The organism is Pseudomonas sp. NC02 (genome assembly GCF_002874965.1).
Classification (GTDB): Bacteria; Pseudomonadota; Gammaproteobacteria; order Pseudomonadales; family Pseudomonadaceae; genus Aquipseudomonas.
In genome coordinates, this window is the sequence record NZ_CP025624.1 from 3323702 (window position 1) to 3344499 (window position 20798).

Here is a 20798-nt window from a genome sequence, read left to right on the forward strand (position 1 = left end):
AGCTATACCTAATGCTCAACGCTTCCTCAACGTCAGCCAAGGAGTCTCGCGATGAAACTGGGAATAATGATCAGCACCGTGTGTATTGCCACGATCGGGGTGATGGGGTGTTCCAGCAAGGTGACGCAGCCGGACGAATACTCCGGGTTTCTCTCCGACTACAGCAACCTCAAGGAAGCCAAGTCGCCATCGGGCGCGCAGGTGATGCGTTGGGTGGACCCCAACCTGAGTCTGAGCCGCTATAACGCGGTGTACATCGAGCCCACCCAGTTCTACCCCAAGCCGCAAGCCAGCACCAGGATCCCTGAAAGCACCTTGCAGGGCATCAGCACCTACTACAGCCAGGCGCTCAAGCGCGAACTGGAAAAGTCCTTGCCGCTGGCCGACGGACCAGGCCCGGGCGTGATCGTGGTGCGCGCGGCGATCACTGCCGTCAGCAGCAAGACCGAAAGTCTCAAGCCCTATGAGTACATTCCTGTCGCCCTGGTGGTCGCCACGGTCAGCACGGGCGCCGGGATTCGTGACCAGGAAACCACCTTGGGCACCGAAGCCCAATTCCTCGACGGTGCCAGTGGCAAGGTGGTCGCCCAAGTCGTGCGCAAAGGCACCGGTAAACCGTTGGCAAACGACTCCCAGGTGATGAAAGCCGATGACGTGAAAAGCGTCATCGACGGCTGGGCGTCGGACCTGCATCAATCGTTTTTGAAGCTTAAAAAGGGCTAAGCCTCAAACGGTGCGCGACTTGAGCGGGTGCTATTTGATCGGTGTGAGCGGTGGCTGCTTCCATTGCCCGTTACCCACTTCAGGCTTGGGCAGGTAAATGCGCAATAGGGCATAGAACGGGCCGGGTGGTGCTGGCAGCCAGTTGCTTTGTTCCGCCTTCGGTGGCTCGTGGTGCGCGACCAACAGCGTCAGGCCGCCATCGGCGTCGAGCTTGAAGTTGGGCAACATCCCCGACGTGAGCACGTAGCGCTTCTTCAGGTTGGGGGTCAGCAGATTGGTCTTGGCGTTGTACATGGTCAGTGACCAGAATGCGTCGGTCGGTGGCAACTGGTCCTTGGCGAAGTGCAGGGTGTAGCTGTGGCGTGCGCCGTTGGCGGGTTTGCCCTCGCTGTCCACGGAGTAGCGCAGGTAGGCCGTTTCATCGCCGGAGTTGCCAAACAGGTGCAGGTTGGCGCCAGCGTAGCGGTACAGGTAGTTGTTTTGAAGGTGGTCGCGATTGCCGAACAGGTCTGCACTGGATACTTGATGGGTATCGATCTTGTCTTTTTTGAAGGCTGCATACTCGGCTTTGCCGTCGGCGATGCCGTCATCCAGCGCTTTGCGTTGCTCAACCGTCAGGGCCTTGAGGTCGAACGGTTTACCCGCCTCGACGCCGATCCTGGCAAAACGCGCGAGCACGTCTTTCTCACTGTCCTGCGGTGCTGCGTAGGCCAGCATGAAGTTCAGATAGCGGAACAGATGCACGCTGTCGCTCATGTTCGGCGTAGGCTTGGGCCAGGCAATTTTCGGCGGCTTGATGGGTTTGGGCTGCTTCACGTAGCTGCTCAGGGTCTGGACCTTATAGCCGCCCTGGATCTGTCTGACTTTGCCCAAGTCCTTTTCATCGAACAATTGAGTGCGGTACAGGGCGTAGGCGATGTTGCTTTCGCTGTACACGACGCGGTCGATATCGGTTGGCTGCTGGCCTTTCCAGCCCGGGCCGGCAATCATGTAGTGGCCACCGTTGTTACCGGTGCTGCGGGTACCCAGATAGCCGAAGTTCTGCGTGTAGAGGTCGACCAACTGCACGGCGTAGTAGCGGTTGTCTTCGATCCTGGGCAGGGTCAACACCACGGGCTCGGCCCGCAGATCGAGCCAGACAAAGGAGTTGGGCGTGTCCGGGTTGGGGGTGGGAATCGCTGTATCTTTAGGGGTTATCGCCTGCGCGGTGTTCCCGATGTGGTTGAACGGCGCCTTGAAGTTCGCCCCGGTCTTGTCGACAGCCTGGGTGTAGAGAGTCTTGTACATCTCCACCACCGGGAAGCCATAAAGATAGGCTTCCTTGGCGATGGCCCGGGCTTCACTCGGCGTGGCGGTGAAATCGGCCCAGGCGCCGGTACTCATGAAAATCGAGAGGCTCGCCAACAGCAGGCGCGTCGGTGTTCGAATCATGTTGTTGCGTCCTTACTGAGTCAGTCGGATATCGTCGAGTTTTCAGCTGTTATAAAAGCAGGCTCCGGTGGGCGCGTACAGTCGCAACTAGCTGAACCTTTGCGTGTCAGGCAGAGTTTGCACTCAGTTGCTCGGGAAGTCTTTTGGCACGTGAGGTTCAACGCAAAGATCTATCGATCAGTTGACATCAACGAGATCAAGTGCCGCCTGTGAAAGGCGGCATCGGGGGGCAGTCAAGGCAGTATGGACTTTACCTTGTCACGCAACTGATCAATCGAGAACGGCTTGCCGATCACCTGCATGTCGGCTGGCGAATCGATATTTTCGGCATAACCGCTGGCGAACAGGATGGGCAGGGCGGGGCGTATTTCACGGGCCTTGAGGGCCAGTTGCTTGCCGTCCATGTCCGGCAGGCCGACGTCGGTCATCATCAGGTCGATGGTCTGGTCGGTGTCTTGAACTATTTTCAAGGCTTCTTCGGCATCGGCCGCTTCAAGCACTTGGTACTCCAGCTCTTCGAGGACATCGACGATCAACATGCGCACGATGGCGTCGTCTTCGACTACAAGGATGGTGGAGGGGGCGGCTGACATAGTGGAGGTTCCCGAACAGTGGAAGGGGCAGGTCTTGGGCGATGGGAAGACCGTTTTCATCCTGAGTATTGTCGGTCCCGGCAAGTTCCCCAGATAAGCAAAACATTGTGCCGGTAACGGCTACAAATGTCGCGTATCACCGCCACTCACTTGCCAGGGGCTTGCTGGAACAACCAGCAAGCCCCGGCCATGGTCTCAAGCTGCCGGTTTTATCGGTTAAAGGGATCCGTACACCAACCCATGTACCCGGCTCTGGTTCTCGCTTGCCTTGAAGGTGCTGACCGTATATTCCGGGTTTGTCGGCGTCCCAAACGCTCCCGGGATGAGCGGCGTCTTACTGTTGGCCAGCGATTCCTTCATTCCTTTCTTCATGGCGTCCTCGGTCGGAAAATTGACCAATCCGAAATTGGGGTCGAAATAGAACCATTTTCGCGTGCCGCCTTCCACGATCACTCCCGCTGTCATCGCGTGGACGGGCGTGGCGATGATGAGTGTCTTGGACGTCGTCGCGTTGGCCAGGTCATCGATGATGGCCTGATAGGACTTTTGCGTGACGACTTCAGCCGAGTGCGGTCGCTTTCTGAAGTGATCCTGGGCTTCGCTCATGTCCTTGATGAACCTCGCCGATTTTGGGTTGGTTTCCTTGGTTGCCGCTGCAATGAAAAGCTTGTCGATGTACTCGTCCTGTTTTCCAACGGACACGGCGTAGGCCATTGCGTTGGCTAACACGCCACATTCGCCTCCGGTCACCGTGTCCACCTGGCTCAAATAGAAATTCTGGGGCATGCCCCGGAGCTTGATGCCGGGGATGCGCTCAATTTCGGCTTTGTAGAACTCATAGTTTTTAAGGCCGACTTCTGATCGCTTTTTGCCTATTGACTGTGCCAGGGCGCCGATTTCTTCGGGGCTTCGATTCGGCTTAAGTGCCAGTTCCATGAGCTCTGCGATATCCATGGAGCCCGAGTAGCCCGGGATGTCATCCACTACCCCGTTGTTATAGCCACGCATATACGCATCGTGGCTCGTTGTTCTGGCGTGTTCCTGCGTAGCCTTGAATGAGTTGGATAATTGCTTGGAGGGTGTGTTTTGCGCCTTGGTGGCCGGCCCTCCGACAAAGTACTCCCAGAAGCTTTCAACGTTGTCCTGGACCGACACGGTCTGTGGCGTGAACCCCTTCAGCGGTGGGCCATAGGGTTGTTTCTTGAGGGCGTCGTACGCGTACCATTCGCCCTTGTTCAATACAGCGGAGGCTTCGACGGTTTGATCCGCCAGCTTGATGGTGCCGATTGCCGCGACGCCATGTTCCTTGCCGGCGGCTTTCAACAGGTCATGGCTGCCGGCTGCCCCCTTGAGTTTGTTTAGCCCGTTAATGCTTTTTTCGACTACAAACTTGCCGCCCCGGTTAATCAGTCCTGCGCCTCCCAGAAGCAAATCGCCCAAGCCGCCCACCGGGTTCAAGGCGCCGATGGTGGCGACACCGATCTTTTTGGCAACATTCAGCGCCTTGGCGCCTGCACTGAGGGCTTTTGTGCCCGCCTGTGCCGCTTTGGACGAACTCAGGCTGACAAAGCCCAGCAGGTCCAACTGGAGGTCAATCGCCCCCTCCAGGTAATTACCCTTGGTAAAGTTGGCAATCGCTGACTTGAAGGGAATGAGGTCGAGGAAGAAATGGGTCACCTTCAACTCGGTTTCCATTTGCTTGTCGTAGGTCGTGGCGCCTTTGGCTTGCTTGACGACATCCTCGTTGCCCAGGTCGAGGTTTTCGACAAATGCCTCCGCGATGTACTGGGTACGGGCGGTGGCAAAGCTGTTGGGAGGCAGTGGGTTCGTGTCTGTACTGGCTGAGCGCTCGGGCTCACTGGCCTCTGAAGCGTCGAATTTTTTTATTCTGTTTTCCTCGATCGCCAGTTCCCATGTACTCGCAGAGAAATCCTGGGGCGTTACTTTTTTGATGCTGCCGTTTTTTATGTCCAGCCTATAGGTAACAGGTTCCGTGCCACCCTCTACCTGTATCAGCAGCTCATTTTTAATCGGTTTGAAAAGCGAGGTGACCAGGTTTGGGCCCAATTGATAAACAGAGGGCTGGTAAAAAGTGAGGTTGCCCTGCTCGATGTTTTTTCGATCTTCCAGCGGCAGGCTGGCGATCAGGTGCTTTACGGTGGTGGCAACCCCGTCGTTCAACGACTTGATCGACGCTTCAAACTGCTTTTGAAATGTCGCGTTTACGTCGAACTTGAGCGACTGGCCTTCCAGTGCCTGGGTGATGTCTGGATCCTTGGATTCCCAGGTGTAATCGCCCAAGCCACTCATGGCGATGTCCAGCAACGAATGCAGGCCCGCAGGTGCGCGGTTTGGGTCGTAGAGCGGTACGCCAAACTGTTGTTGGCGGGTGTCCTTCACCGTCAGGGCCTTTTTTTCAAACGGCACATCCTCGCCAAATCGCTCTTTGAGCTGGGCCAGTGCAATGGCCTTGCGGCTCGGGATATCGGTCTCCAGCAGGGTGGAGGCCTTCATGCGTTCATCCACCTGCTGAGTGAACTCGACGCGTATCGCTTCCAGCTGGTCGGGGCTGTAGGCATCGTTGGGTTGTTTGCTGATAACGCCGTTGGCCACTGCCCAATCAATCAGCGCTGCCCTCTGTGCGCTTTGGGTCACGGCGGGCTCGGCGAGTGCAGCGCTTTCGGCCTTGAGCATCACTTGTGCGAAAGTCATGTTCGGTACCGAGCCCGGCGACTGCGCTTCAATCGACGCCGCCGCAACCGCCAGGTTGACCCAGGCCGGGCTGCCATAGGTCACGCTGGCCGGGATGTCTTTGATCAGGAACTCCGGGGATGTTCTTGCCAGCAATACGTAAGCACCCGCCTGGGCCATTTCGGGGCTCGTTCTGCCCTTGCTCGACAGGTGTGCGCTCAGCCCGTTGACGATGGCAGAGGCCGGCTTGCCCCAATGTTCTTCACTGGCCACGTCGAAACCGGCCAGTTTGTTCCGTTGAGGCGCCTGGATTGACTCGGGATCCATCTGTGCACTGATGGCGGCCAGCAGGTAGTCGTAATGGCTGTTCTTGGTCTCGATACCATTGAGCCCGCGCTGCAGGGCCTGGCCCATCAGTTGGCCTTCGGGCGAGCTTAAAAGAAACTCGAGGATCTTCGCCGGGTCGTTCAAGGCGGCCACAGGAATGGGATTCTGGTACGCGAGAAAGTCCAGGACGCTCTTTGTCTGCGTGACTTGCGGCTGATCGCCGAGGTGGTGGGCGTGGTTCATCGCAAGCAGGCGCAACTGAGTTTGCTGGTTCTGGTCCAGCGGTGCAGGCCAGGACAAGGCACCGCCCAGGTCACCGAAAGGGTGGGCGGCGATCCTGACGGTCGCTTCCAGTTTCAGCTTGAGCAACTCGGCCTTGGAGGTTGGCAGAGGCACCCCGTTGGCATTCAGGAATGCCTCCAGGCTTTGGTTGACCCTGGTCCCCATGTCCAGGGTGTTGTGATGGGACGAGTCCGGATGAATGGCCATTTGTGTGAGCTTCAGGACGGACTGTACATAGGGGGCGGTGTCGTAGTCTTGCAGGGCCGGGGCTGCGAGGTTGATGGCGTCCAGCAGGTTCTGCCAGTTCTGCCGGTCGGCCATGGGCTGTTTCAGCACATCGGAGCGGCTGGCGGCTGATGCTGGCGCTGCTGCAACGGCAGGGGGCGTGGCTGGCTGGGGGCTCAGGGACGATGCCCCGGAAGCAGGGGAGGAAGAGAATTGGGGCGCAGGCTGTTGCACGGAGAGGTGGCTGACATTTTGCATCGGTGGGTACCTGTTTTATTAGGAGATACGCGCCTTTTCCGAGGAGGTTCCCTGTTCCCCACGGCACCCCTTTGGGTGGGGCGGCCCACACACAACGTTCCAGGCTCACTTCGGTTCCCATGTAAGAAGGAAAGTCAATTGCCGAGTGTTAAAAACACATCCATTCGTCTATTTATCAATGGGTTATGTAATCCATGTCGCTACGGGTAGCAGAAAAATAGCGCTCAGGCGCAACTTTGGGGCAAACTCCTCGTTTTTCCGTATTGGCCAAGGCATGCCCATGACTCCCGCGTCGTCTGTCGATGAGAAAAGCTTCCGTAAATTGCTGGGCCGCAACGTCGCACTGCCGTTGGGCGTTGGCGTGCTCAGCGCGGTGTTTTTCGTCGTTCTGATCACCTACCTGTTGTCGGTGATCCAGTGGGTCGAACACACCGACCGGGTAATCAACAATCTCAACGAAACCTCGAAACTGACCGTGGACCTGGAAACCGGCATGCGCGGCTTCCTGATTACCGGTGACGAGCATTTCCTCGACCCGTACGAAGTGGCCAAGCCGCGGATCATTTCCGACTTGCGCAACTTGCAGGCACTGGTGGCGGACAATCCGGAGCAGGTGGACCGGCTCAAGCGTCTGGAATCGTTGCAACAGGCGTGGAACACCTACGCCCAGTCGATGATTGACATGCAGCGGCAAAACGGCGATTACCGCACCGCCGTGAAAGCCGGGCGTGGCAAGAGCCTGACGGACGAGATTCGCAAGGAGTACGACCGGGCGGTGGCGATGGAGCAACAGTTCCGCATCACCCGCAATGAAGACGTTACCCGTACCACGATCATCAGCGTCACCTTGTACCTGGTGTTTGTGCTCGGCCTGAGTGGCTTCCTGGCGTATGTCGGCCGAAAGAATCTTTTAGAACTTTCAAACAGTTACAGCGAAAACCTGATGTCGCAGCAGAGGATCGCCAAGCGCCTCGAGCAGCAAGCCTGGTTGCGCAACGGCCAGACCGAGCTGGCCGAGCAGGTCCTTGGCCAACTGACGCTGAACCTGCTGGGGCGCAACATTTTGCAGTTCTTTGCCCAGTACATGGGCTCGGCGGTGGCGGCGTTGTACGTGCGTGAAGAGCACGGCGGCCTCACACGCGTGGCGACCTATGGCTTCTCCCGCGAGCAGGAGCAGCAGGAACAGTCGATCTACAACGACGAAGGCATCGTCGGCCAATCGGCCCGGCAGGACCGCCTGATTCGCCTGGACGATGTGCCGGTGGATTACTTCAAGGTCAGTTCCGGCCTCGGCGAAGGTGCGACCCGCAGCGTGCTGGTGGTACCGACCAGCGATGATGGCCGGGTCAACGGGGTGATCGAACTGGGTTTCCTTCGTGCACTCGATGACCGTGATGTCGAACTGCTGGAGTTGATTGCCGACAACATCGGCACCTCCATCGAAGCCGCGCGTTATCGCCAGCGCCTGCAGGAAGTGCTGGCCGAAACCCAGCAGCTCAATGAAGAGCTGCAAGTGCAGCAGGAAGAGCTCAAGACGGCCAACGAAGAGCTGGAAGAACAGTCGCGCATCCTCAAGGAGTCCCAGGCCCACCTGGAAACCCAACAGGCGGAGCTGGAGCAGACCAACGAACAATTGGCCGAACAGACCCAGACCCTGGCCGAGCAGCGCGATGCCATGGACCAGAAGAACGTCCAGCTCAACCGCGTACAGATCGAGCTGGAAGAGCGTGCCGACGAGTTGCAGCGCTCCAGCAAGTACAAGTCCGAATTCCTCGCCAACATGTCCCACGAGCTGCGCACGCCGCTGAACAGCTCGTTGATCCTGGCCAAGTTGCTGGCGGAGAACCCCCAGGAAAACCTCAGCGCCGAACAGGTCAAGTTCGCCGAGTCGATCTACTCGGCCGGTAACGACTTGCTCAACCTGATCAATGACATCCTCGATATCTCCAAGGTCGAAGCCGGTAAGCTGGAAATGCGCCCGGAGAACACCAGCGTTGCGCGCCTGGTGGATGGGCTGCGCGGCATGTTCGAGCCGCTGGCGGCCGACCGCAAGCTCGGGTTCCAGGTGGAGGTGCAGGAAGGCTCGCCACACATGCTGTTCACCGACCGCCAGCGCCTGGAGCAGATTCTGAAGAACCTGCTGTCCAACGCCATCAAGTTCACCGAGAAAGGTGAGGTCAGCCTGTCGGTATCCCGGGCACCGGGGGAGGGCATCGCCTTTACCGTACGCGACTCGGGGATTGGCATCGCTCCGGACCAGCAGGAAAGCATCTTCGAGGCCTTCCGCCAGGCCGATGGCACCACCAACCGTCGTTACGGCGGCACCGGCCTGGGCCTGTCGATTTCCCGGGACCTGGCGAACCTGCTGGGCGGCTATATCAGCGTCACCAGCGAACCTGGCCAGGGCAGTATCTTTACCCTGGTGGTGCCTGAGCACTATGTAGAGCGTGACGAAGACACCCCGGCGCTGGAACAGCCGCGCGCGGTAGTCCCTGTGCCTGCACCGGCGCCGATCAAGGTGTCGCCGATGCCGATCGCCCACGAAGCGCAGATCCCGCGCTTTATCGATGACCGCGACAAGGCTCCGTTCGCCACGCGTTGCATCCTGGTGGTGGAAGATGAGCCCAACTTTGCCCGCATCCTCTTCGACCTCGCCCATGAACTGGGTTACCACTGCCTGGTGGCCCATGGCGCAGACGAAGGCTACGCCCTGGCGGAACAGTACATTCCCGACGCGATCCTGCTGGACATGCGCCTGCCGGACCATTCCGGCCTGACCGTGCTGCAACGGCTCAAGGAACATGCCGGGACCCGCCATATCCCGGTGCACGTGATTTCCGTGGAGGACCGCGTCGAAGCCGCCATGCACATGGGCGCCGTGGGCTATGCAGTCAAGCCGACCACCCGCGAAGAGCTCAAGGACGTGTTCGCCCGCCTGGAAGCCAAGCTGACGCAGAAGGTCAAGCGTGTGCTGCTGGTGGAAGACGATGACCTTCAGCGAGACAGCATTGCCCGCCTGATCGGCGACGATGATATCGAGATCACCGCCGTAGGCTTCGCCCAGGAGGCCCTGGACCTGCTGCGCACCCACATCTACGACTGCATGATCATCGACCTCAAGCTACCGGACATGCTCGGCAACGAGCTGCTCAAGCGCATGTCCATCGAGGACATCTGCTCGTTCCCGCCGGTGATCGTCTACACCGGGCGCAACCTGACCCGCGATGAAGAGGCCGAACTGCGCAAGTATTCGCGCTCGATCATCATCAAGGGCGCGCGTTCCCCCGAGCGCCTGCTGGACGAGGTGACACTCTTTCTGCACAAAGTCGAATCGCAGTTGTCCCATGAACGCCAGACAATGCTCAGGACTGCCCGCAGCCGCGACAAGGTGTTCGAGGGCCGCAAGATCCTGCTGGTGGATGACGATGTACGCAATATCTTCGCCCTGACCAGTGCCCTGGAGCACAAGGGCGCGATTGTCGTGATCGGCCGTAATGGCCGCGAGGCGATCGAGAAACTCAATGAAGTCGATGACATCGACCTGGTACTGATGGACGTGATGATGCCGGAGATGGACGGGTACGAGGCCACCGCCTTGATCCGCCAGGACCCGCGCTGGCGCAAGCTGCCGATCATCGCGGTGACGGCCAAGGCCATGAAGGACGATCAGGAGCGCTGCCTGGCGGCAGGCTCCAACGATTACCTGGCCAAGCCCATCGACCTGGACCGGTTGTTTTCATTGATTCGCGTGTGGCTACCCAAGATGGAACGGATTTAATTGGAACGAAGCACTGACATCGAACTGCGCTTGTTGATTGAGGCGATTTACCTCAAGTACAGCTACGACTTTCGCGACTACTCCGGCGCTTCGGTCAAACGCCGCGTGGCCCATGCGTTGCGTCAGTTCGACTGCGCCACCATCTCGGCCTTGCAGGAACGGGTGCTGCATGACCCGACGGCGTTCATGCAGTTGCTGCAGTTCCTGACGATTCCGGTCAGCGAAATGTTTCGCGACCCCTCGCACTTCCTGGCGATTCGCAAGGAAGTGGTGCCACTGCTCAAGACCTACCCGTCGATCAAGATCTGGATCGCGGGCTGCAGTACCGGGGAGGAGGTGTATTCCATGGCCATCCTGTTGCGTGAGGAAGGCCTGCTGGAACGCACCATCATCTACGCCACCGACATCAATCCCCGGTCCCTGGAAAAAGCCAAGCAGGGGATCTTTTCCCTCGAGAACATCCGCGCCTACACCCACAACTACCAGCAGGCCGGTGGCCAGCGTTCGTTTGCCGATTACTACACGGCGGCTTACGATCATGCGATCTTCGACAAGACCCTGCGGGAGAACGTGACGTTTGCCGATCACAGCCTGGCGACCGACAGCGTATTCTCCGAAACTCAATTAATTTCCTGTCGCAACGTATTGATTTACTTCAATAAAAAGTTGCAGGATCGGGCGTTTGGACTGTTCCATGAGTCGCTGTGTCATCGCGGCTTCCTGGTGCTGGGCAGCAAGGAAACCCTGGATTTTTCCGCCTACAGCAAACAGTTCGAACCCCTGGTCAAGCAAGAACGGATCTACCGAAAATTATGAATGAAGCTACTGCCAGCCCGGTATCCGGGATCGAGGCCATTGTGATCGGCGCTTCCGCGGGCGGTGTCGAGGCATTGCTGAGCATTTTTGGCGAGCTGCCGGCGAGCTTCGGCCTGCCGATCATTACCGTGCTGCATTTGCCGGACGAGCGCCGCAGCCAGTTGGCGGAAGTGTTTGACCGACGCGTATCGATGAAGGTGGTGGAGGCCCGCGACAAGGAAGTGATCCAGCCCGGTACCCTGTATTTTGCCGGCCCCGGTTATCACCTGTCGGTGGAGCACGACCGCAGCCTGTCACTGAGCCAGGAGGACCGCGTGCACCATTCCCGCCCGGCAATCGACTACCTGTTTGATTCAGCCGCCGATGTCTACGGCAAGGGGTTGCTGGCGATTTTGCTGACGGGGGCCAACCAGGACGGCGCCCGGGGCCTGGCCCACGTCAAGCAGAGCGGCGGTACCACGGTGGTGCAGGACCCTTTGGAGGCCCGCGTCGCCGTGATGCCCCGGGCCGCCCTGGCGCTGCATGAACCTGACCATATCCTCACCTTGAGCCGCATCGGCACCTTGCTGGCTTCCCTGGAATCCTCCCCATGTTAAGTACTGTCCAGGCCAAACTGCTGATCGTCGACGATCTGCCGGAAAACCTGCTGGCCCTTGAAGCGCTGATCAAGCGCGAGGACCGCCAGGTCTATAAGGCATTGAGCGCCGACGAGGCCTTGTCGCTGCTGCTGGAGCACGAGTTCGCCATGGCCATTCTCGACGTGCAGATGCCGGGCATGAACGGATTCGAGCTGGCCGAGCTGATGCGCGGCACCGAAAAGACCAAGAACATTCCCATCGTGTTTGTCAGTGCTGCCGGCCGTGAGCTCAACTATGCGTTCAAGGGCTACGAAAGCGGCGCCGTGGATTTCCTGCACAAGCCGCTGGATATCCACGCGGTCAAGAGCAAGGTCAACGTATTCGTTGACCTGTACCGCCAGAGCAAGGCGATGAAGCAGCAGGTTGAAGCCCTGGAGCAAAGCCGGCGCGAGCAGGAAGCCTTGCTCACGCGCTTGCAGGCCACCCAGGCCGAACTGGAGCAGGCCGTGCGCATGCGCGATGACTTCATGTCGATCGTCGCCCACGAAGTGCGCACGCCCCTCAACGGGCTGATCCTGGAAACTCAGCTGCGCAAGATGCACCTTGCCCGGGGCAACGCCGCGGCGTTTACCCTGGACAAGATGCACGCCATGGTCGACCGCGATGAGCGGCAGATCCAGAGCCTGATTCGCCTGATCGAAGACATGCTCGACGTGTCGCGCATTCGCACGGGCAAGCTGTCGATCCGCCCCGGTCGCTTTGACCTCACGCAACTGGTGCACAACCTGCTGGAAAATTTTGCGCCGCAGGTGGCGGCGGCGGAGTCTTCGGTGGCCTGGGTCCAGGAAGGGCCGGTGGTAGGCAACTGGGATGAATTCCGTATCGAGCAGGTGGTGTCCAACCTGTTGACCAACGCCTTGCGCTACGGGGCCAAGAGCCCGGTGGAAGTGCGGGTGTACGCCGAGCATGGCGAAGCGCGGGTAGAAGTACGTGACCACGGGATCGGCATCAGCGAAGACAACCAGAAACGTATTTTCCAGCAGTTCGAGCGCGTGTCGGCCAACCATGCCGTGGCGGGCCTGGGCCTGGGGTTGTTTATCTCCGAGCAGATTATCGCGGCCCACGGCGGGACCATTGAAGTGGAAAGCCGGATAGGCGAGGGCGCGTTGTTCCGCGTCTGCCTGCCCCTGGAGGCCGGGGCATGAAATCAATCGCAAATCCGACGCAACCTCTGCGTGACCCCATGGTCGTATCAGCAGCAATTGACCGGACAAAGGCTTCCCATGAGTGAAGATGCACAAGATGTTGTACTGATCGTCGAAGATGACGAATCGATTATGTTTGTGTTGGGCGAGTACCTGGCGGGCCTGGGGTATCGGGTGTTGAAGGCGATTGACGGTGAGCAGGCGTTTGAAATCCTGGCCACCAAGCCGCACCTGGACCTGATGGTGACCGACTACCGCCTGCCTGGCGGCATTTCCGGGGTGCAGATCGCCGAGCCTGCGATCAAGCTGCGACCGGAATTGAAAGTGATCTTCATCAGCGGTTACCCGCAGGAGATTCTCGACTGCAACAGCCCGATCACGCGCAATGCGCCGATCCTGGCCAAACCGTTTGACCTGGATACGTTGCAGGAACATATCCAGCGGCTGTTGGCTTAACGTCTTGAGAAGAGGGAGCACACTCCCTCTTCAAGCCTTGATCATCTCCCTCACCTTTGCCGTCAACAGATCAAAGGTGAACGGCTTGGTGATCATCTGCATGCCCGGGTCCAGAAAACCGCCCCGTACAGCCGCATGCTCTGCATAGCCGGTAATAAACAACACCTTCAACTCGGGCCGCACCTGCCGGCCGATCTCCGCCAGTTGCCGGCCGTTCATGCCGGGCAGGCCAACGTCGCTGATCAGCAGGTCAATGCGCTGGCTGGACTCGATGATCGGCATGGCACTGTCGGCATCACCGGCTTCGACGAAGGCATAGCCCAGTTCACTCAGCACGGCGCTGACCAGCACCCGCACGGCCGGGTCGTCCTCGACGATCAGCACGGTCTCGCCGGCGTTGGCGAACGGCAGCAATGCCGGGTTGAGCGGTTCATCTGCAATGACCTCGCCGACATACCTCGGCAGGAACAGGCTGACGGTGGTGCCTTGGCCCACCACACTGTGGATCGACACATGCCCGTGGGATTGGCGCGCAAACCCGTAGATCATCGACAACCCCAGCCCGGTGCCCTGGCCGATGGGTTTGGTGGTGAAGAACGGGTCAAATGCACGGCTGATCACGCTCTCGGGCATGCCGCAGCCGGTGTCGCTGACGCTCAGTTCCACATAGTCGCCAGGGGTGAGGGTGCCGTAGGCTGCGGTAAACACACTGTCCAAGTGGCGGTTGGTGGTTTCCACCACCAGTTTGCCGCCGTTGGGCATCGCATCCCGGGCATTGATGGCGAGGTTGAGCAGGGCGCTTTCCAGCTGGTTGGGGTCGGCTTCGGCGGTCCAGAGTTGCTCGGTCAGGCGGATATCCAGGGCAATGCTTTCATTCAGGCTGCGTTGCAGCAGCTCACCCATCGAACTCACCAATTGATTGATCTGTACCGGTTTTGAATCCAGCGACTGGCGACGGGAAAACGCCAGCAAGCGGTGGGTCAGGGCGGCCGCGCGGTTGGCTGAAGTGACACCCAGGTCGATCAGGCTGTCGAGGTCTTCGGTGCGGCCTCGAGCCACGCGCCTGCGCAGCAGTTCCAGGCTGCCGATGATGCCGGTCAGCATGTTGTTGAAGTCATGGGCGATGCCGCCGGTCAATTGGCCGACGGCTTCCATTTTCTGTGACTGGCGCAACGCTTCTTCGTTATTGCGCAACTGCGCCGTACGTTCTTCCACCTGTTGCTCAAGGGTTTCCAGGGTGCTTTGCAGGCGCTGCTCGCTCTGGCTCAGGTCGATCAGCCGGTCGCGGGCCTCGTATTGCCGACGACGTCCGCGCAGCGCCGTGGTCACGAGGCTGATCAGGGTGATCGGGTGGAACGGGCGCTCCAGGAACGTCACGTTGCCCAGCAAGGTGCTCAGGTGCGACGAGCCATTCTGTTCGCTGCCGCCGTGGTGCGTCATCAGCACAATCGGCAGGTCTGACCACGCCGGTTGTTGATGCAGGTGCGTGAGCAGGGGTTCCAGGTCGATACCGCGCAGGGCTTCGGCAGCAATGACCAGCAAGCCGGCACCGTGCTCCAGCTCCTCGCAGAGCATCTGCAAATGGCTGGCGATGATGCCGTTGAAACCAGCCTCATTGAGCATCATCAACGCCAGGGAGCTGTCGCGACCCAGGGGCGCCAGAATGATCGCCCGTTCGAAAATGGCCGGCAGGCCACTCATGAACTTTCATCCTTGAGCAGCGGGTTGTCGGTGCCCATGTAGGTCGGTACGCCGCGCAATACACCCTGGAACGCATCAAGCGGTTCGCCGATGGTCATGCCACGACTGCCGATGCGGTATTCGCGAATGGTCGATTCGTGGCTGCCGGTGCGTTTCTTGATGATCGAAATCGCACGCCGCACCTTGCCCAGCGCTTCGAAGTAACGCAGCAGGATCACGGTGTCGGCCAGATAGGTAATGTCCACCGGCGCCTGCATGTCGCCCACCAGCCCGTGCTGGGCGACGGTCATGAAGGTCGCAGCGCCACGGCGGTTGAGGTACAGCAGCAGTTCGTGCATGTGCAGGATCAACGCGTTCTCTTCCGGCATCGCGGCCTGATAGCCATTGACGCTGTCGATCACCACGGTCTTGATCCCGCGTTCGTCCACACAGCGGCGTACCCGATGGGAGAACTCGCCGGGGGACAACTCGGCGGCGTCTACCTGTTCGATCAGCAGGTTGCCGGTGGCTTGCAGGGCCTCCAGGTCGATGCCCATGTTCTTCATGCGCTCGAACAGCAGGCCCAGCTCTTCGTCAAAAATGAACAGCGCGGCTTTTTCGCCCCGGGAGACGGCTGCCGCGGCAAAGATCATCGATATCAGCGATTTGCCGGTACCGGCCGGGCCCAGGATCAAGGTGCTGGAACCTGTCTCGATCCCGCCGCCCAACAGGGCGTCCATCTCGCGGATGCCGCTGGTGAGGGTCTGGCGGTTGTAGCCGCCACGGTGCTCGGCTGCCACCAGGCGCGGGAACACATGTACGCCGTCTTCCATGATGGTGAAGTCGTGAAAACCGCCGCGGTATTTCTGGCCACGGTACTTCACGATCCGCACGCGGCGGCGCTCGGCGCCGTAGTTGGGGGTCAGTTCTTCGAGACGAATCACGCCGTGGGCCACGCTGTGTACGGTCTTGTCGAGAGACTCGGTGGTCAGGTCGTCCAGCAGCAGCACGGTGGCGTCGTAGCGCACGAAGTAGTGCTTGATCGCCAGGATCTGCCGGCGATAGCGCAGGGAGCTTTGCGCCAGCAGGCGGATTTCCGAAAGGCTGTCGATCACGACGCGGGTAGGCTTGACCCGTTCCACCACTTCGAAGATCTGCCGGGTGGCTTCGCCCAGCTCAAGGTCCGAGGAATACAGGAGGCTTTGCTGGTGCTCGGCATTGAGCAGGCTTTCGGGGGGAGTCAGTTCAAAGATGTGAATGTGTTCGTCCAGGTCCCAACCATGGGACTTGGCACCCTGGCGCAACTCGCGCTCGGTTTCCGACAGGGTGATGTACAGCGATCGTTCGCCGTTTTTTGCGCCGGCCTGGAGGAAATGCAGGGCCACGGTGGTTTTACCGGTGCCGGGTTCACCTTCCAGCAGGAACAAATGGCTACGGGAAAGCCCTCCGGCAAGAATGTCGTCCAGACCTTCAATACCGGTGGCCGCCTTTGCTGTGAACAGCTCTTTGGATGTAGACAAGAAGTGCCCTCGGGTCACAAATAAGTAGTCGGCAGCGCCGTCTGGGGCGCGCCATATTTACTTGACCTTGCCGCCGTGTGGCGGTTCAACGTTTTGTATCAAATACCGCTTTTACAGACCCTGTTGCAGCGCCGGGTCGTCCGGATTCTGCTGTTCAAGCTGTGCCAGCAGCACCTGCACATTCTGCAACTGGCCGGTTTCCTTCCAGTAATTGACCAGCAGCACCCTGGCTTTGCGATTGGCCGGGTTGCGCTGGATGATTTCTTCCAGCTGGCGCTGGGCGGCCTCCAGTTCCTGCTGGGCGTGCAGGGTGGTGGCCAGGTCGTAGCGGTAATCCTGGTTGTTCGGTTCGAGCTCCACCGCTCGGGACAGGCTGAGCAGGGCAAAGGCGCGCTCGCCATGGTGCAGCAGCCACATGCCCAGGGCATGTTGCAGGTAGGCCGAATCGGGGTGGGCCTGCAACTGTTTGGCCAGGAGTTGGCGGGACTCGTCGACCTTGCCCTGCTTGTCCAGCAGTTCAATTTGCGCGACCACGGCTTGCAGGTTGTCCGGTTGCAGGCGCATCGCCTGCTCCAGGGCGTTTTGTGCGTCGGGCAGCAGCGCGCTGTGAATGTACAGGCGTGCCAGCTGGATCCAGCCTTCGGGGCTTTCGGGTTGGCCCTTGAGCAGCTTTACGTATTCGTCGAGCACTTGCTGCAACGGGCCGAAGTACAGGCCCAGGGTATCCGGGGACAGCCCGAGCAAGGCATTGGCCGCGGCAAACCTGACGCTTTGCTCGGGGTCATCCAGCAGTGGCCCGAGCAACAGCGTGCGCTGGCCGCTGGGCACCAGGCCGACAATGCTGTGAATCGCCGCCTCGCGCACCATTGGCGCGTCGTTGGCCAGGTCCTTGTCCGCCAGCTTGAGGGCCTGGGGGCTGGGGTAGTTGGGCAGTTCGGCATGCAGGGCGGCGCGGCGCACATCGGAGAGGTCCGGGCGGCCCAACTGTTGATACAGCACCCGGGCAGCGCCGGGTTCACCGTTGTGCGCCTGTTTCAAGGCCTTGGCGTAACCATGGGCGATGGCCGGGGGTACCACCACCGGCGTGGTGCGGGTGAAATACCAGGTGATCAGCACAATAAACAACAGGGCGCACAGGCCGACGATGGAGTAACGGCGTGACTTTGACATGCAGGCGTCCGAAAGCTGGGCAGCTAGTGCAAAGCCATCAGCTTCGGTCAGGTTATCGCGAGTGTCAAACCCGCATCACGTCAGCACGAACTCAATCGGCTCAAGGGCCGGCGGCAGCGTGGTTTCGCCGAGGGCGGCGAGAATCTCGCGCTCCAGGGTGCGCACGATGGCGTTGCAGGGCAGGTCGTTTTCGTCGAAGCCGAACGGGTCTTCGAGGTCGTCGCCGATTTCGTCCAGGCCGAAGAAGGTGTAGCTGACGATGGCAGTGAACAGTGGGGTCAGCCAGCCCAGCGGCTCGGCCATGGCGAAGGGCAGCAGGATACAGAACAGGTAGATGGTGCGGTGCAGCAGCAAGGTGTAGGGGAAGGGCAGCGGGGTGTGTTTGATCCGCTCGCAGGAGGCCTGGACCTGGCTCAGGCCGTACAGCCGGGTTTCCAGTTGGGTGTAGCGCCAGTCGCTGATGTGGCCCTGTTCGGCGAGGTTCGAGCAGCGGGCGCCGAGGTCTTGCAGGATGCTGTCGGGCAGGTTCGGGTGGCCGGGTTCTGGGTTGGCCCACGGTTTGATCGCCTGGCTTTCGTCTTCCAGGCGCAGGCGGGCGATCAGGCCGTGGGCGAAGCCGCACAGGCTGCGCAGGACGTGTTTGCGCTCGGCAGGGTTGAGGACCTGGGTTTCGCGGATCAGTGAGCGGATCTCGATGATCATCTGGCCCAGTTGTTTGCGGCCTTCCCACCAGCGGTCGTAGCAGGCGTTGTTGCGAAAGCTCATGAAGATGGACAGTGACAGCCCCAGCAGTGTGAAGGGTGTGGCGTTGACCTTGGAAAAGTAGGCCGGGTGCAGGGTTTCTACCAACACGATGACTGAGGCCAGGAGGGTGACCAGCAGGCTGCGCAGCGCAATGCGTTTGGCGATCGAGCCCTTGAGGGAGAACAGGATGCCGAGCAGGTTGGGTTTGGGACGGACGATCATGGGCGGGCTTCTTGGGTGGCGCAGGCTGTCAGGTTAGAAGCATGTTTGCGTTGCGTCCAATTGCTTGGGCTGACTGGGTGATTGGTGGGGTCTATCGGGATTGAGTACATATCCGTTTTTTCGGTGACCAGAGCGAAAGCAGATCTGCTTTTCTGTGGGAGCGGGCTTGCTCGCGAAAAACCTGAGAGCGCCGCGTTCATCCAGAATGCCCGCGTCATCGTTAACGACCTTCGCGAGCAAGCCCGCTCCCACATTTGGACCGTGCCCGCTTTAGCTTTTGATTTTGCTCTTCAACACTCACACACACCAAACAGCGCCCCCCCATTGGCCAAACCAGTCAACCAAGTTGAAAGCTTTGACCATTGCCCCCCCACCGCTCTAGAGCGACTATTTCACCGGTCTACGTACCCATCCTGAAAATAAAAAACACACAGGGATTTGAAGCGATGCGTGATTACTCGGCTGCCACCACCCAGTTCAACTACCAACACACCGTCGACGCTGCCTTGTCGGGCAACCTGCAGGCCCTCAACGCCTGCGTCGAATGCTGCGACCGCCACGCATTACCTGGCCGCATCGCACTGTTCTGGGAGGGCAAGGACGGCCGCAGCGCCACCGTCACCTTCACCCAACTGCAAGACCAGGCCGCACGCTTCGCCAACTTCCTCCTGGCCCAGGGCGTCAATCGCGGCGACAAGGTGGCAGGCCTCCTGCCACGCACCGCCGAGCTGCTGGTGGTCGTCCTCGCCGCCTGGCGCATCGGCGCGGTCTATCAGCCGCTGTTCACCGCCTTCGGCCCCAAGGCCATCGAACACCGCCTGAACAGCTCCGGCGCCGCGCTGGTGGTGACCGATGCAGTAAACCGTCCCAAACTGACGGAAGTGGCCGACTGCCCGACCATCGTCACCGTCGCCGGCCCCAACGGCGAAGGCATCGTGCGCGGCGATTTCAGCTTCTGGGCCGAGTTGCCCAACTATGTCAACCTCTGCGAACCCGTATTGCTGGGCGCCGACGACCCGTTCCTGCTGATGTTCACCTCAGGCACCACCGGCCCGTCGAAAGCCCTGGCCGTGCCGCTCAAGGCAATCGTTGCGTTCCAGAGCTACACCCGCGACGCCGTCGACCTGCGCCCCGAAGACGCATTCTGGAACGTCGCCGACCCGGGCTGGGCCTACGGCATCTATTTCGGCGTGACCGGCCCCTTGTCCATGGGCCACCCGATCACCTTCTACGATGGCCCGTTCACCCTCGAAAGCACATGCCGTGTCATCAACAAATACGGGATTACCAACCTCACCGGTTCTCCCACGGCCTATCGCCTGCTGATCGCCGGGGGCGAGCAGTTCGCCAAGTCGATCAAGGGCAAGCTGCGTATTGTCAGCAGCGCCGGCGAGCCATTGAACCCGGAAGTGATCCGCTGGTTCGCCGATAACCTCGGCGTGACCATCCACGACCACTACGGCCAGACCGAGCTGGGCATGGTGCTGTGCAATCACCATGGCCTGGAGCATCCGGTGCACGTCGGCTCCGCAGGCTTTGCCTCGCCGGGCCATCGCATCGTGGTGCTGGACGACAACCATCAGGAGCTGCCCGCCGGCCAGCCAGGCATCCTGGCTATCGACCGCGAGCAATCGCCGATGTGCTGGTTTGCCGGTTATGACGGCGTCAAGACCAAGGCCTTCGTCGGCAAGTACTACCTCAGCGGCGATACGGTGGAGCTGAACCCCGATGGCAGCATCAGCTTTGTCGGGCGCAGCGACGATGTGATTACCACTTCCGGCTATCGCGTGGGGCCGTTCGACGTAGAGAGCGCCTTGATCGAGCATCCGGCCGTGGTGGAGGCCGCCGTAGTGGGCAAGCCATGTCCGGAACGCACCGAGATCGTCAAGGCGTTTGTGGTGCTCAGCGAGCAGTACCGCGCCGAGCCGGCCCTGGCCGAAGAGCTGCGCCAGCACGTGCGCAAGCGCCTGGCCGCTCACTCGTACCCGCGGGAAATCGAATTTGTCAGCGAGCTGCCCAAGACCCCGAGCGGCAAGCTGCAACGCTTCATTTTGCGTAATCAGGAAATTGCCAAGGCCCAGGCGGCCACGGCGTGACCC

The 20798-nt window shown here is 60.1% G+C and carries 14 protein-coding genes; 7 read left to right on the forward strand and 7 right to left on the reverse strand.

The annotated features are described in order from the left end of the window. The first annotated feature begins 51 nt into the window (after window positions 1-51). Window positions 52-723, forward strand: coding sequence for a DUF3313 domain-containing protein (locus tag C0058_RS15945; protein ID WP_102369048.1), 672 nt, complete (start codon window positions 52-54; stop codon window positions 721-723). 30 nt (window positions 724-753) lie between these two features. Here C0058_RS15945 and C0058_RS15950 read toward each other — a convergent pair whose 3' ends face one another. The 3 genes from C0058_RS15950 to C0058_RS15960 all read right to left on the reverse strand — a co-directional run bounded on the left by C0058_RS15950 (window position 754) and on the right by C0058_RS15960 (window position 6530). Then, on the reverse strand, window positions 754-2154 hold the full coding sequence (locus C0058_RS15950; protein WP_003217572.1) for a DUF1254 domain-containing protein: 1401 nt from the start codon (window positions 2152-2154) through the stop codon (window positions 754-756). A 233-nt stretch (window positions 2155-2387) separates the two neighbouring features. Further along, window positions 2388-2747: a response regulator gene (locus C0058_RS15955; RefSeq protein ID WP_003217574.1), complete on the reverse strand. Its 360-nt coding sequence runs from the start codon at window positions 2745-2747 to the stop codon at window positions 2388-2390. A 216-nt stretch (window positions 2748-2963) separates the two neighbouring features. Further along, complete coding sequence (locus tag C0058_RS15960) at window positions 2964-6530, reverse strand: hypothetical protein (protein WP_256579617.1); 3567 nt, start codon at window positions 6528-6530, stop codon at window positions 2964-2966. A gap of 280 nt (window positions 6531-6810) precedes the next feature. Here C0058_RS15960 and C0058_RS15965 point away from each other — a divergent pair, with 280 nt between their 5' ends. From C0058_RS15965 to C0058_RS15985, 5 genes are all read left to right on the forward strand, one after another. Continuing rightward, window positions 6811-10308 (forward strand): response regulator, encoded by a 3498-nt coding sequence (locus C0058_RS15965; RefSeq protein ID WP_008431024.1) that lies wholly within the window; start codon window positions 6811-6813, stop codon window positions 10306-10308. After that, entirely contained in the window at window positions 10309-11124 is an 816-nt protein-coding gene (locus C0058_RS15970) for a protein-glutamate O-methyltransferase CheR (protein ID WP_003217583.1), read from the forward strand. It abuts the gene before it with no gap. Then, window positions 11121-11720 (forward strand): chemotaxis protein CheB, encoded by a 600-nt coding sequence (locus tag C0058_RS15975; RefSeq protein ID WP_008431027.1) that lies wholly within the window; start codon window positions 11121-11123, stop codon window positions 11718-11720. Before C0058_RS15970 ends, C0058_RS15975 begins: the two co-directional genes overlap by 4 nt. Further along, window positions 11714-12907, forward strand: coding sequence for a hybrid sensor histidine kinase/response regulator (locus tag C0058_RS15980; protein ID WP_102369050.1), 1194 nt, complete (start codon window positions 11714-11716; stop codon window positions 12905-12907). The genes C0058_RS15975 and C0058_RS15980 overlap by 7 nt, the downstream gene beginning before the upstream one ends. 78 nt (window positions 12908-12985) lie before the next feature. Beyond that, the gene (locus C0058_RS15985) at window positions 12986-13363 is read left to right on the forward strand and encodes a response regulator (protein ID WP_003217591.1); all 378 of its coding nucleotides are present in this window, start codon (window positions 12986-12988) and stop codon (window positions 13361-13363) included. 30 nt (window positions 13364-13393) lie between these two features. Here the strand turns inward: C0058_RS15985 and C0058_RS15990 are convergent, their stop codons facing one another. The 4 genes from C0058_RS15990 to C0058_RS16005 all read right to left on the reverse strand — a co-directional run bounded on the left by C0058_RS15990 (window position 13394) and on the right by C0058_RS16005 (window position 18699). Further along, the gene (locus C0058_RS15990) at window positions 13394-15064 is read right to left on the reverse strand and encodes a response regulator (RefSeq protein ID WP_008431031.1); all 1671 of its coding nucleotides are present in this window, start codon (window positions 15062-15064) and stop codon (window positions 13394-13396) included. Then, a complete protein-coding gene (locus tag C0058_RS15995) occupies window positions 15061-16563 on the reverse strand; it encodes an ATPase domain-containing protein (RefSeq protein ID WP_102369051.1) in 1503 nt (500 codons plus the stop codon). Before C0058_RS15995 ends, C0058_RS15990 begins: the two co-directional genes overlap by 4 nt. A 111-nt stretch (window positions 16564-16674) precedes the next feature. Continuing rightward, window positions 16675-17733: a lipopolysaccharide assembly protein LapB gene (locus C0058_RS16000; protein ID WP_102369052.1), complete on the reverse strand. Its 1059-nt coding sequence runs from the start codon at window positions 17731-17733 to the stop codon at window positions 16675-16677. 75 nt (window positions 17734-17808) lie between these two features. Next, on the reverse strand, window positions 17809-18699 hold the full coding sequence (locus C0058_RS16005) for a bestrophin family protein (RefSeq protein ID WP_102369053.1): 891 nt from the start codon (window positions 18697-18699) through the stop codon (window positions 17809-17811). Window positions 18700-19145: 446 nt separating this feature from the next. Between C0058_RS16005 and C0058_RS16015 the strand changes: the two genes are divergently transcribed. Further along, a complete protein-coding gene (locus C0058_RS16015; RefSeq protein WP_102369054.1) occupies window positions 19146-20795 on the forward strand; it encodes an AMP-binding protein in 1650 nt (549 codons plus the stop codon). Window positions 20796-20798: the final 3 nt, after the last annotated feature.